The 12,883-nt window shown below is 68.6% G+C and carries 13 protein-coding genes; 2 read left to right on the forward strand and 11 right to left on the reverse strand.

The features are described 5' to 3' along the window. Positions 1-47: 47 nt before the first annotated feature. The 6 genes from G524_RS0110640 to pepN form a co-directional block, all read right to left on the reverse strand. Entirely contained in the window at positions 48-599 is a 552-nt protein-coding gene (locus tag G524_RS0110640; RefSeq protein ID WP_027443703.1) for an adenine phosphoribosyltransferase, read from the reverse strand. Positions 600-695: 96 nt separating this feature from the next. Then, positions 696-1,553: a cytochrome c1 gene (locus G524_RS0110645; RefSeq protein ID WP_027443704.1), complete on the reverse strand. Its 858-nt coding sequence runs from the start codon at positions 1,551-1,553 to the stop codon at positions 696-698. Between the two features lie 52 nt (positions 1,554-1,605). Next, entirely contained in the window at positions 1,606-2,967 is a 1,362-nt protein-coding gene (locus tag G524_RS0110650; RefSeq protein WP_027443705.1) for a cytochrome b, read from the reverse strand. A gap of 65 nt (positions 2,968-3,032) precedes the next feature. Beyond that, positions 3,033-3,596 (reverse strand): ubiquinol-cytochrome c reductase iron-sulfur subunit, encoded by a 564-nt coding sequence (gene petA, locus G524_RS0110655; RefSeq protein WP_051221143.1) that lies wholly within the window; start codon positions 3,594-3,596, stop codon positions 3,033-3,035. A 234-nt stretch (positions 3,597-3,830) separates the two neighbouring features. Next, on the reverse strand, positions 3,831-4,583 hold the full coding sequence (locus tag G524_RS0110660; RefSeq protein ID WP_027443707.1) for a purine nucleoside phosphorylase YfiH/LACC1 family protein: 753 nt from the start codon (positions 4,581-4,583) through the stop codon (positions 3,831-3,833). 1 nt (position 4,584) lies between these two features. Further along, positions 4,585-7,245, reverse strand: a complete 2,661-nt coding sequence (gene pepN / locus G524_RS0110665; protein ID WP_027443708.1) for an aminopeptidase N — start codon at positions 7,243-7,245, stop codon at positions 4,585-4,587. 53 nt (positions 7,246-7,298) lie between these two features. Between pepN and G524_RS0110670 the strand changes: the two genes are divergently transcribed. Then, on the forward strand, positions 7,299-8,099 hold the full coding sequence (locus G524_RS0110670) for a Rossmann-fold NAD(P)-binding domain-containing protein (protein ID WP_027443709.1): 801 nt from the start codon (positions 7,299-7,301) through the stop codon (positions 8,097-8,099). A gap of 10 nt (positions 8,100-8,109) precedes the next feature. Here the strand turns inward: G524_RS0110670 and G524_RS0110675 are convergent, their stop codons facing one another. Next, positions 8,110-8,997, reverse strand: a complete 888-nt coding sequence (locus G524_RS0110675; RefSeq protein WP_027443710.1) for a DMT family transporter — start codon at positions 8,995-8,997, stop codon at positions 8,110-8,112. Between the two features lie 29 nt (positions 8,998-9,026). Beyond that, positions 9,027-10,046 carry a threonine aldolase family protein gene (locus tag G524_RS0110680; RefSeq protein WP_027443711.1) on the reverse strand — a complete coding sequence of 340 codons (1,020 nt, stop codon included), beginning with the start codon at positions 10,044-10,046 and terminating at the stop codon, positions 9,027-9,029. A gap of 55 nt (positions 10,047-10,101) precedes the next feature. On the opposite strand from G524_RS0110680, the gene G524_RS0110685 reads away from it, so the two are divergent. After that, complete coding sequence (locus G524_RS0110685; RefSeq protein ID WP_027443712.1) at positions 10,102-10,419, forward strand: GNAT family N-acetyltransferase; 318 nt, start codon at positions 10,102-10,104, stop codon at positions 10,417-10,419. Here G524_RS0110685 and G524_RS0110690 read toward each other — a convergent pair. From G524_RS0110690 to G524_RS0110700, 3 genes are all read right to left on the reverse strand, one after another. After that, positions 10,365-11,924, reverse strand: a complete 1,560-nt coding sequence (locus G524_RS0110690; RefSeq protein WP_027443713.1) for a PH domain-containing protein — start codon at positions 11,922-11,924, stop codon at positions 10,365-10,367. The two genes, G524_RS0110685 and G524_RS0110690, sit on opposite strands and share 55 nt — an antisense overlap. Next, complete coding sequence (locus tag G524_RS15675; RefSeq protein ID WP_084625150.1) at positions 11,921-12,466, reverse strand: PH domain-containing protein; 546 nt, start codon at positions 12,464-12,466, stop codon at positions 11,921-11,923. The genes G524_RS0110690 and G524_RS15675 overlap by 4 nt, the downstream gene beginning before the upstream one ends. 71 nt (positions 12,467-12,537) lie before the next feature. Continuing rightward, positions 12,538-12,883, reverse strand: a 346-nt coding sequence (locus G524_RS0110700; RefSeq protein ID WP_027443714.1) for an IS5/IS1182 family transposase, incomplete at its 5' end; no start/stop codon positions are given.

Consider the following 12,883-nt stretch of genomic DNA (forward strand, 5'->3'; position numbering starts at 1 on the left):
TACAACCCTTGGCCAAGGCGCGCGGTTCCCGCCGCTTTGGGCCGGGCCTATTCGCCCTCGAACTGCATCAGCGCGCTCACCGTGATCCCCGCCGCGCGCAGGCGTTCGGCCCCGCCCAAATCGGGAAGGTCGATGACGAACAGCGCGTGGGTGACCTCGGCCCCGGCCTTGCGCAGCAGCTCGGCCGAGGCGAGCGCGGTGCCGCCGGTGGCGATGAGATCATCGACGATCACCACCTTCTGCCCCGGCGCGATCGCGCCCGGGGCCATCTCCAGCCGGTCGGTCCCATATTCGAGCGCATATTCGATCCCGATGGTCTCCACCGGCAGCTTGCCGGGCTTGCGCACCGGCACGAAGCCGAGGCCCAGCTGCACCGCCACCGCCGCCCCGAAGATGAAGCCGCGCGCCTCCATCCCGGCGATCTTGTGCGCCCCCGTACCCCCGGCGCGCGCGGCAAGGTGATGGACGGCGGCGGCCATGCCCTGGTGATGGCCGATGAGCGTGGTGATGTCGCGGAACATGATGCCGGGCTTGGGAAAGTCCGGCACGGTGCGCACCAGCGCCTTGAGTTCATCAGCAGTGAGATGCGGCGCGCTCATTTCTGGTCGAAGCCCCTGGCGTTGCGCCTTCAAAGCAGAGCGCCCCGCCATCTGCAAGCGATGACGGGGCGCCAATGGTGCACCGGGCGGATGGGATCAGCCCTTCCTGGGCTTCACCCCGGCCCAGATCTGCTTGTAGCTCAGGAAGGCCAGCGCCGTCGCAAAGAGCAGGAAGCCGAGCACGAACCAGCCGGTCTGCTTGCGCTCGATCAGCGAGGGCTCGGCCGTCCAGGTCAGGAACGCGGCGACATCCGCGGCCATCTGCGGGATCGTCGCCTTGGTGCCATCGGCATAGGTCACCTGCCCGTCAATCGACAGCGGCGGCGGCATGGCGATGTTGACGTTGGGGAAGTGCTTGTTGAAGTAGAGCCCGGTCGGGGTCTCGAAGCCCACCTTCTTGGCCTTCTCCGGGTCAGGCTCGCCATAGCCGGTGAGCAGCGCGTAGATGTAGTTCGATCCATCGTGGCGCGCCTTGGCCATCAGCGAGAGATCGGGCGGAACGGCATTGTTGTTCGCCGCCGCCGCCGCGATCGCATTGGGATAGGGGCTGGGGAAATAGTCAGTCGGCTCGCCCGGGCGGGTGGTCGCCTCGCCGGTGTTGGGATCGATGCCCGGCACCGTCCAGGTTGCGGCCTCGGCATCGACCTCCGCATCGGTGTAGCCCAGCTGCTTTAGGTTGCGGAAGGCCACGAACTTGAGGCTGTGGCAGGCCGCGCAGACCTCCTTGTAAACCTGATAGCCGCGCTGGAGCTGGGCCATGTCCCACTTGCCGAGCGGCCCGTCGAAGGAGAAGCCGCCTTCCGGCCCTTCGCCATGTTCATAGAAGGCATAGGAGGGCTGCTGCTCCGGCGCCGGGCCGAAGGCGAGGTTGTAGGCACCGGGCAGGAGCGACCACAGCACCAGCACCGCGGTGATGGCGAGGCCTGCAATGATGCCGCCGAGACGAATGGTCATGTCCGAACTCTTTCTCGTTGTCGGGTCGGATGGGCGAGGAAGGCCCGGCCGATCACTCGGCCGGTTGCAGCGAACCTTCGGGAAGGGCGCCGGGGGTGCCCGCATCGGTGCTGCCAGCGCGCGATTCAGCCGGTGCCTTGTCCTTTCCGAGCACCGCCTCGGTGATCGAGAAGGGCAGGGGCTTGGGCACCTCGATCTGGCTGACGATCGGCAGGATCACCAGGAAGTGGAGGAAATAGTAGGCGGTCGCCACCTGGCTGATGATCACATAGGGCTCTTCTGCCGGAGCGCCGCCGCAGATGAACAACGCGATCATCGCCGGGATCAGACCGAACCAGAAGAACTTGCGGAACAGCGGGCGATAGTGGCCCGAGCGCACCGGGCTCTTGTCGAGCCACGGCAGGAAGAACCACAGGAGGATCGCGCCGAACATCGCGATCACGCCAAGCAGCTTGGCCGGGATCAGGGTGATGCCGGTGAAGGGGATGGTAAGATCGCCGGTGAAGGCGCGCAGGATGGCGTAGAAGGGCCAGAAATACCACTCGGGCACGATATGCGCCGGGGTCGAGAGCGGGTTGGCCTCGATGTAGTTGTCCGGGTGGCCCAGCGCATTGGGCAGGAAGAACACCATCACCGAGAACAGGATCAGGAACACGCCCAGCCCGAAGCCATCCTTGGCGGTGTAATAGGGGTGGAAGGGCACGGTGTCCGATTCCTGCTTCACCTCAACCCCGGTGGGGTTGGACGAACCCGGGATGTGCAGCGCCCAGATGTGCAGGATGACGACGCCGGCGATCACGAAGGGCAGCAGGAAGTGCAGGCTGAAGAAGCGGTTGAGCGCGGCATTGTCCGGCGCATAGCCACCCAGCAACCACACCTGCAACGGCTCACCCACCAGCGGAATGGCGCTGAACAGGCCGGTGATCACCTGCGCACCCCAGAAGCTCATCTGCCCCCAGGGCAGCACATAGCCCATGAAGGCGGTGGCCATCATCAGGAGGAAGATCACCACGCCCAAAAGCCAGATCATTTCGCGCGGGGCCTTGTAGGAGGAATAGAAGAACCCGCGGAAGATGTGCAGATAGACGACTATGAAGAAGAAGCTCGCCCCGTTGGCATGGGCATAGCGCAGCAGCCAGCCGTAGTTGACGTTGCGCATGATGTGCTCGACCGTGCCGAAGGCAACCTGGGCATTGGCGGCATAGTGCATTGCCAGCACCACCCCGGTGACGATCTGGAGCAGCAGGCAGAAACCGGCGAGCACGCCGAAATTCCACATGTAGTTGAGATTGCGCGGCACCGGGTAGCCGGCACCCACCGCGTTGTACACCAGCCGCGGCAGCGGCAGCTTCTCGTCCAGCCACTTCATCAGCGGCGTCTTCGGTTCGTACTGCTTGGCCCAGGCGAAACTCATGGCGCTCTCTCGGGTTGGTGTGGTTGGGTCAGGATCGCTCGTGCCTGCGTTTCAGTTACGCAAGATCAGCCCACGCGGATGACGGTGTCGGATGTGAAGGTGTAATCGGGCACCATCAGGTTCTTGGGCGCCGGGCCCTTGCGGATGCGCGCGGCGGTGTCGTAGTGCGAGCCGTGGCAGGGGCAGAAATAGCCGCCAAACTCGCCCTTGTTCTCGCCCTCAGCCGCGCCCAGCGGCACGCAGCCCAGGTGGGTGCACACCCCCATCGTCACCAGCAGGTCTTCATGCCCCGGCTTGGTGCGTTCGGCGAGGGTCTGCGGATCGCGCAGCGATGAGACATCGACCGCGTTGGCTTCCTCGATCTCCTTGGCGGTGAGCCGGCGCACGAACAGCGGCTGCTTGCGGAACACCGCCTTGATCGCCTGGCCCGGCTGGATCGCGCTGACATCCACCTCGGTGGTGCTGGCCGCCAGCACGTCGGCCGAAGGGGCCATCTGGCTGATCAAGGGGATCAGCACCGAAGCGGCGCCCACGCCCGCGGTGCTGAGCGCGGCAATGTGAATCCAGTCGCGGCGACGCACCCCTTCTTGGCTTTCAAGGTCTCTGGTCACGGCTGTGTCAGTCGCCATCGTGTCTTACCCTGCTCGCTATGCCGCGCCGGAATTGAGCCCCGCGCGGCCTGATGTTCTGTTGCGGGGCCTTACCCGGCCCCCAAGCCCGATCCGTCGATTGATCCCTGTCCCAGACCCGGCAGGCAAAGCTTGCGCGCCTGGCCAGAAACTCGGGGCGCGCAATTAACGGCAATCCGGCGAGATTCCAACCGTGTTTTAAACAAGCCGCGTTCGCCCCCATGCAACCGGCCATCACGGCAGGGCGATCATGCTGATTTGCCTGCCATAATTGGCCGCGCCCGCCTGACTTGCGCGCCTGTGCGAATGGTAACGCGCGACCTCGGCAAAAGTATCCCGGGCCAGATCGTCCACTGTGCCAACGCCCGCCGCGACCAGCTCAGCGCCGACAAAGCCGGGCAGATCGAAAAGCCAGCGCGCCATCCCCTCGCGCTGGGGAGCAGGGGCAAAGAAGCGCGCGGCCTCGGGGCCAAAATGGGCACGGAAAGGGGCATCGACCTCGTAGCTCGGCTGGGCGATGGTCGGCCCGATCGCGGCACGGATGCGCGCGCGGCTTGCCCCCAGCGCCTCCATCGCCGCAACGGTGTTGGCGATCACCCCGCCCACCGCCCCGCGCCAGCCGGCATGGGCGGCGCCGATCACGCCGGCCTCAGGGTCAGCGAGCAGCACCGGGGCGCAATCGGCGGTGAGGATGCCGAGCACCACTCCGCGGCGCCGCGTCACCACCGCATCGGCGACCGGGCGGCCTGCGGCCTCATCGGGCCAGGGTTCATCGACCACCACCACCTCGCTCGAATGGACCTGGTGCGGGGCGGCGAGCACGGCGCCGGGGCGGATCGCCGCCGCCGCGGCGGCGCGCAGCCGGGTGATCGCGCCCGCATCCCCCGGCCCGCCGAAGCCGAACTGGTGCGCGCCCCCGGCGCTGCCGAAGAAGCCGTGGGGCACGCCCGCCAGCAGCGGCGCGGTCTCGATCGCAAAGCCTGCCACGCTAGCCTTCCAGCGAGCGGCTGACCTGCTCGAAGGTGTCGCGCGAGAGCTTGCCCGCGGCCATGATCCGCTCCAGCTCGGCGCGCATCAGCGCGGCGCGGCCCGGCTCGATCCGCTGCCAGCGCCCGAGCGCCGGGACGAAGCGCGCCGCGGTCTGCGGGTTGATCGGATCGAGCGCGAGGATGACATCGGCGATGATGCGATAGCCCTCGCCGCTCGGCGCGTGGAAGGCCTTGGGATTGCCGGCAAAGGCCATGTGGAGCGCGCGCACCCGATTGGGGTTCCTGAGGGTGAAATCGGGATGCTCGGCGAGCGCGCGGACATGATCGATCACCTGCGGGTGGAGCGAGAGCGCCTGGAGCGAGAACCACTTGTCCACCACCAGCGCATTGTCGCGGTAGCGCGCGTAGAAATCTGCGAGCCGGCCCTCGCGCTCGGGGCAGTCAAGCCCGGCGAGCACCATCAGCGCGCCCTGGCGATCGGTCATGTTGTCGGCCGCATCATATTGGGCGGCGGCAAGCGCGGCGGCCGCAGCAGGATCGGCAGCGGCGATGAGGCCAAGGGCGATGGTCTTGACCTTGCGCGCCCCGCGCCCGGCCGGATCCTCGCGCGCAACGGCCGAAGCCCGGGCGTGAAGCGCGCGCAGCTCGCCGCCAAGCGCCGCGCCGATCGCGGCCTTGAGGCCCTCACGCGCGGCGTGGATCGCGCCGGGATCAGCCTTGCGCTCGCCCACGGCCATGGCCTCGAACAGATAGGTCTCGGACGGCAGCAGCAGCAATTCGCCGCGCATCGCATCATCGAGCGCATTGTCGGCAAGGCTCGAGGCAAAGGCGGCGATGATCGCGGCCTCGCCCGCGGCCTGCTCGTCCGGCGCCAGCGTCCCAGAAGCAACGCCGACAAGATGGGCCACCGCCAGTTCCTGCAGGGCTTCGGAGCGGGCGAAGGGATCATCATCATGCGCGGCAAGGAACACGAGGTCCTCGCGCGCAAGCGTGCGCTCGATGATCACCGGGGCGGTAAAGCCGCGGTTGATCGAGACCACCGGATCGGGCCCGGCAAGCGGCAGATCGAAGCTCTGCTCAGCCTCCTCGAGCACGATCAGCCGCTCCTCCCCCAGCGCGCCGCGGCGCGAATGGACCGCAAGCCTGAGCGGGATCGGCATCGGCTGCTTGTGCGGCTGGCCCGGAGTGGGCGGCACGCTCTGGCGCAGGGTGAGCCGCAGCCGGTCGCCTTCAACTTCCTGCGAGACGGCCACGCGCGGCGTGCCGGCCTGGCTGTACCACAGGCGAAAGCGGGAAAGATCGATCCCGGCCCCGTCCTCGATCGCCTTGACGAACTCCTCGCAGGTCGCCGCCTCGCCATCATGGCGCGCGAAATAGAGATCGCAGCCTGCGCGGAACCGCGCTTCGCCCACCATCGAGCGCATCATGCGGATCACCTCGGCCCCCTTATTGTAAACGGTCGCCGTGTAGAAATTGCTGATCTCGCGGTAGGAATCGGGCCGGATCGGGTGGGCCAAGGGCCCCGCATCCTCGGGGAACTGGGCGGCGCGCAGGATCCGCACATCCTCGATGCGCTTGACCGCCTCACCGCGCATGTCCTGGCTGAAGAGCTGGTCGCGCAGCACGGTGAAGCCTTCCTTGAGCGAAAGCTGGAACCAGTCGCGGCAGGTGACGCGGTTGCCCGACCAGTTGTGGAAATATTCGTGGGCGATCACGCCTTCGACCGCATCGAAATCGGCATCGGTGGCGGTGTCGGGATCGGCCAGCACATATTTGGTGTTGAAGATATTGAGGCCCTTGTTCTCCATCGCTCCCATGTTGAAATCGCTGACGGCAACGATGTTGTAGAGATCAAGGTCATATTCGCGCCCGAACACCTCCTCGTCCCACTTCATCGCGCGGTGGAGCGATTCGAGCGCGTGATCGGTGCGGGCCAGGTCTTCCTTGCGCACCCAGATGTTGCATGTGACCACCCGGCCCGAGCAGGTGGTAAAGGGCCTCGAATTGGCGACGAGATCGCCCGCCACCAGGGCAAAGAGATAGGACGGCTTGGGCCAGGGATCGTGCCATTCGGCCCAGTGGGTGCCGTCGCCATTGTCCCCTTCGGCGATCTTGTTGCCATTGCACAAGAGCACCGGGAAGGCGGCCTTGTCGCCGCACATGCGCACCCGATAGACCGAGAGCACATCGGGCCGATCGGGAAAGAAGGTGATGCGGCGAAAGCCTTCGGCCTCGCACTGGGTGCACAGCATCCCGTTCGAGGCATAAAGGCCCATCAGCTGGGTGTTGGCGCTGGGGTCGATCGCGGTGGTGATGGTGATGAGGTGGGTCTCGCCGCGCAGGGGCACGATACAATCGCCCCCGTCCATGTGCCAATCGACCGGCGCGCCATCGACCAGCACGCCGAGCGGGGCAAGGCCATCGCCGTTGAGGCGGATGGTCTCGGCCCGATCGGCCCGGGCGTTGCGCTGCACCGTCAGCTGGGCCTCGACCAGGGTGTGGGTGAGACCGAGGGTGAAATCGAGCCTGACCTCGGGCACCAGCCAGGGGAAGGGGCGATAATCCTCGCGCCGGATCACCGGCGGCTCGTGCGGGGTGGGGGCGGCATCGGCCAGCGCGGGGCCGGCCTCGGGGGCGATGGGGGGCGTGGTGATGTCCATATGCGCCGATTTAGGTTGATTCGCCGCGCGGTCCAATCTTTAGCTTGTGGCCCATGCGCGCGCTCCTGATCTTCGGCCTCGGCTACACCGCCACGCGTATCGCCCGGGCGATGGCCGGGCAGGGTTGGCAGGTGCGCGCCACGGGCCGCGCCGGCGACATTGCCTTTGCCGATCGCAGCGCGGTGCTGGCGGCGCTGGCCGAGGCAAGCCACGTGCTCTCCTCGGTCCCGCCCGATCGGGCCAGCGGGGCCGATCCGGTGCTCGCGGCCTATGGCGAGAGCCTCGCGGGCAAGGCGCTGTTCTACCTTTCTTCCACCGGGGTCTATGGCGATCGTCAGGGCGCCTGGGTGGACGAGGCCACCCCCACCATCGCCGAAGAAGGCGAGGGGCGCCGCAATGCCCGGGCCGAGGCGGATCTGGCCTGGCTCGGCCGCGGCGCGCGGGTGTTCCGCCTGCCCGGCATCTACGGGCCGGGGCGCAGCGCGCTTGACCGGGTGCGCGCGGGCGCGGCGAGGCGGATTGCCCTGCCCGGGCAGGTGTTTAGCCGCGTCCATGTCGATGACATTGCCAGCGGCGTCGCTGCCGCGCTGGCGCAGGATGCGCCCGCCGGGGCCTACAACCTCGGCGATGACCTCCCATGCAGCGGCAATGAGGTGACCGAATATGCCTGCCGCCTGCTCGGCGTGGAGCCGCCCCCACTCGAGACGCTGGATGAGGCACAGCTCTCCCCCATGGCGCGCGGCTTTTACATGGAAAACCGCCGCATCGCCAATGGCAAGGCCAAGCGGGTGCTGGGCTGGCGGCTGCGCTATCCCACCTATGTCGAGGGGCTGGCGGCGCTGCGCGAGGCCTGAACGCGCGCCTTCAGCCGCGCTGGCGCGCCCGCAGCGCCAGACCCATGCCGAGCAACGCCAGCGCCATGCCCGCCGATGACAGCCCATCCCAGCGGAAGCCCTCGAACAGGGTGGATAGCAGCATCGCCACCGCCACGGTGAGGATACCGTTATAGGCGGTGCGCCCGGCGCCGATCTCGCGCACCAGGTTATAATGCAGCGGGAAGGTGACGACCGAGCCGATCAGTGCAAGATAGGCGGTGCCGGCCCAGAAGCGCCACGCACCGGGCACCACCGGCGCCCCGGCCAGCACCAGCGCATAAGCAAGATCGAACAGCGTACCATAGAGCATCGCCCAGGCCAGCAGGCTAACCATCGGCACGCCGCGCCCGGTGGGATTGGCCTGGATGACATTGGCGATCGAGGCGGCGAGCATCCCCCCGACCGCAAGGGCAATGCCGAGCGCAACATTGCCGCCGAGCGGCGCGGCGCGCCATTCGTGCACCAGCAGCATGACCACCCCGGCAATCGCCACCAGGCTTCCGGCGATGAAGCCGCCCGCCACCTTCTCCCCCAGAAACAGGCGGGCAAACAGCGCATTGGGCACCATCAAGAGCGCGAACATCACCGCCACGATGCCTGAGGTGATGTGCGCCTCGGCGTGATAGACGAACAGGAAATTGCCCGAGAACTGCGCGATGCCGACCATCAGGGCGAGCAGGTGTTCATCCCGGCCAAGCCGCAGCCGCCGGCCCATCGCCGCGGCGAGGGCAAAGAGCGCCGGGGTGGCAATCGCAAAGCGGTAGAACACCCCCCAGGGCGCGGGCACCCCGGCGATCTGCCCGGTGATGACGAACCAGGTCGATCCCCAGATCGCCCCGGTCAGCACGAAGGGGATCAGCACCCGGGGGCTGAGCATCGAAGGGGTGGCAGTGGCGGCCGGAGCGCTCACAGGGCAGCGATCGCCTTGCCCAGCGCCTCGGCGTCCTCGCCGCGCGTGTTCCAGGAGGTGACGAAGCGGGCGGCCTCGGCGCCCCAGTCGTAGAAGGCAAAGCCGGCGGCGCGCAGGGCCTCGCGTTCTGCCGGGCTGAGGCGCACGAACACCTCGTTGGCCTCGACCGGGTGGAGCAGGCGCGCGCCGCAGCCGCTTGCCACCTCGCGCGCGGCGGCATTGGCATGGGCGGCGTTGGCGAGCCACAGATCGCCCTCGAGCATGGCGAGGATCTGCGCGGCAAGATAGCGCCCCTTGCATTGCAGGTGCCCGGCGCGCTTGCGGCGATAGCGCACCTCATCGGCGCGCGCGGGATCGAACAGCACCACCGCCTCGGCCCCCATCGCGCCGTTCTTGATGAAGCCGAAGGCAAGGCTGTCCACCGGCCCGGCGGCGGCGCGCGCGGCGTCCTCGGCGCTGGTGGCAAGGAAGGCGGCGGCATTGGCAAAGCGCGCCCCGTCCATGTGCAGGCCAAGCCCGCGTGCGCGGGCAAAGGCGCCGAGCGCGGCGAGCTCGTCCGGGCGATAGGTGCGGCCATATTCGCTCGCCTGGGTGATGGCGATGGCATGGGGCTGCACCTGGTGCACGTCCTTGCGGATCGGATCGATCAGCGCGGCGATGGCCTCGGGCCTCAGCATCGCCCCCTCGCCCTCGGCCAGCATCAGCTTGGCGCCGTGGAGGAAGAAGCCCGGCGCCCCGCCCTCGTCAACCTCGATATGGGCCTCGCGGTGGCACACCACCCCGCCATGGGGCGCACACAGGGTGCCGAGCGCGAGGCAATTGGCAGCCGTGCCGCTCGCCACCCACAGCGCCGCGCATTCGCGCGCGAACAGCGCCGAGAAGCGTTCATCGAGCGCACGCGAGAGCGCATCGCCATCATAGGGCTGATCGGGCGCATCGGCAGCTTGCATCGCCTCCCACACGCGGGGGTGGACGCTTGCGGCGTTGTCGGACAGGAAGGGCTTGAGGCGGGTCATGCGCGCAAGGCCTCTAGCGGTGCGCGCCGCCAAGGCAAGCCGGGAGCACGCCGCCATGGACGAAACGCGCGCAGAGCTGACCATCACGCACCACCCTGAGGGCCGCGGCGGGCGCTATGTCGCGGTGCTGGCCGGGGCCGCGCCGCAGGGCCATCTCGAATGGGAGCCGGGCGCAGCGCAGCGCGGCCAGCCGGTGCGGATCGCCACCCACACCGTGGTGCCGCGCGCGATCGGCGGGCGCGGGGTGGCGCAGGCGCTGGTGGCGCGGCTGGTGGCCGACGCCACGGCCCAAGGCTTCCTCATCCGCCCCCAATGCTCCTATGTCGCGCGCAGGCTCGCCGAGAGGCCGGATTGGGCGGCGCTCATCGCCTGATCGGCGGGCACCGCGCGCCTTGCCGCGGGGGCGGCGGCGGTGATGGTCTCCAAGATCGCGGCGCGCAGGCCCCGCGCCTCGGCCAGCGCCAGCCCCGGGATCGCCAGCGTCCCCCCGGCCAGCCCGAGATGGAGCGTGGCATAGCCGCGCCAGCGTCCGAGCGGCCCTTGCGCGATCTCGACCGAATGGAGCCGCGCGCGCTTGGCGATGCGGGTGGTGGGCGACAGGAAGCCGGTGGTGGTGACGATCTGGTCGCCATCGATCCCGTGGCGGCGGAACTCCCAAGCATAAAGGTTAAGAGCGGCGACCACCACCGCAAGGCCGAGCACGATGAAGGACAGGCCGAAAGGCGCATAGAGCGCCACCGGCACGGCGATGAGTGCCAGCGCGCCCGATTGCAAGAGGACGCTGTCGGCAAGGTGGCGCCGGCTGGCGCGATGCCAGGCCAGCCCCGGCCCGGGCAGGCGGTATCCGGCAGCCTCCGCAATCGCGCCGATCTCCGCCATCCTCGCGAGCGGGGCGACCATGTGATTTTCGCTGCCGAAATCCTGCGCCAGGCTGACAAAGCGCAGATCGTGCCACCCAAAGCGATAGCGCAGCGGCCCGGTGCCGATCACCAGCGCCTGCACCCGGTGGCGCGGCATCACCACATCGGTGCGGGTGAAAAGGCCGCGCTGGCGCCGAAAGCCGCGCGGGCTGAGGCTCGAGACAAAGCCCCAGTCGCGCACGAAGCTGCGCACCACCCCGGTGGCAAAGCCGATCAGCGCAAGGCCGATCAGCCCGGCAATGACCGCGGCGGCCTGCGCATAGGGGCCGAGCCGGGCGATGGTGCTGCCCTGCCGTTCGATCCAGCCGCGCCACAATTCGACATTCCAGACATCGATGCTGCTGACATTGTCGAGATATTGGAGGAGGCCGCCCAGCGCCGCGAAGACCGCCAGCGAGAACTCGAACAGGCCGAGCGTGAGGAGCCGGCGCGGCCCCATGGCAAAGAGCACCTGCTCGCCGGCTTCGCCTTGGCCCGCGCCATCGGCGGGTGGCCCCTCGTCTGGCGCGCCCTCGCGCCGCGCGCGCACCAGCTGGCGCAGGCGCTCACCCTCGGCGGCGCTGAGGTATTCGAGCTTGATGTCCTCGGCCCCGCCCGCCCCGGTCTCGAACCGCACCGCCACCAGCCCCAGCAGGCGCGGCACCAGCCTTGCCTCGAGGCTCACGTCCTGGATGCGCTCATAGGGCACGGCGCGCGCGGTGCGGCTGATGAGCCCCTTCTCCACCCGGATATCGGCAGGGCCGATGGTGTAGGTGAGCCGCCGCCAGGCAAGATAGCGCGCCAGCGTGCCCACCAGCACCGCGGCAAGGCCAACGCCGAGCGCCACCGCCAGCCGGCTGCCCGAGCCGATGCCGGAAAAGGCGATCGCCACCGCCGGCAAAATCGCCTCGCGCAGGCTGGCAAGCGCGCCGATCACCACGCCGAGCGGCGCGGTGCGCTGCGCTGGTGGCACGCTCACAGTTCTTCCCGGCGGATATGGGCGCGGATCGCCTCGCGCATCGCCCGCGCGGTCTCCTCGGCCAGGCCCGGCAGGGCGACGCTGGCATTGTGCGTGCCCGCGGTGTGGAGCGTGAGCGTGGCAATGCCGAACAGGCGCTCGAGCGGCCCCTGGCTCACATCGATGTGCTGCACCCGGCTGAAGGGCACGATCGTGTCGGAATGCCACAGCACCCCGCGCACCACCCGCAGCCGGTCTGCCCCGAGGTGATAGCCGCGCGCCTGCCAGCGCCGCAGCGGAACGCGAATGACGAGCACCAGCGCCACCACCAGCACCGCCCCGGCGATCAGCCCCGGCGGCAGCAGCGCCGCATCGCGCAGCGCCGCCTCGATCACCAGCGCGGCCACGAGCGCGGGGATCGCCGCGAGCAGCGCCTCGATCCGCAGCGCATGGGCATAGTGGGGGTGAAGCCGGGTGAGCGCGGCCTCATCCGCATCGGCGGCGAGGCGCGGCGCGGCCTTGGCCTCGGCGGCGGGGGACGGGGCGGCGGGGGCGTGATCCATGGTGCCTTAGATGCGCAATACAGTGCCGCCGCGCAAGCGCTTTTGCCCGTCCCTGCCTTGCCCCGGCAATCCTAAGCCGTGGACTCATTAGCTGCGATCCATAGGCGAGTTGAGAAGAGTTTGGCAGCGGCGAGGAAGTTGTCGGCGCGTTTGTCGTATCGCGTGGCCAAGCCTCTGGCGTGCTTGAGTTTTCCGAAGAAGCGCTCGATCAGGTTGCGATAGCGGTAGAGGAAGGAGCTGAAGGCGAAGCCCTTCTTGCGGTTGGCCTTTGGCGGGATGTTGGCGAAGCTGCCGCGCGCCTCGACCTTGTCGCGGATGGCGTCGCTGTCATAGGCCTTGTCGGCGAGGAAGATGCTGCCTTCCGGCACGGCCTCGAGCAGCGGATCGGCCTGTTGGCAATCGCTCGCCTGTCCTTCG

The organism is Erythrobacter cryptus DSM 12079 (assembly GCF_000422985.1).
Lineage (GTDB): Bacteria > Pseudomonadota > Alphaproteobacteria > Sphingomonadales > Sphingomonadaceae > Erythrobacter > Erythrobacter cryptus.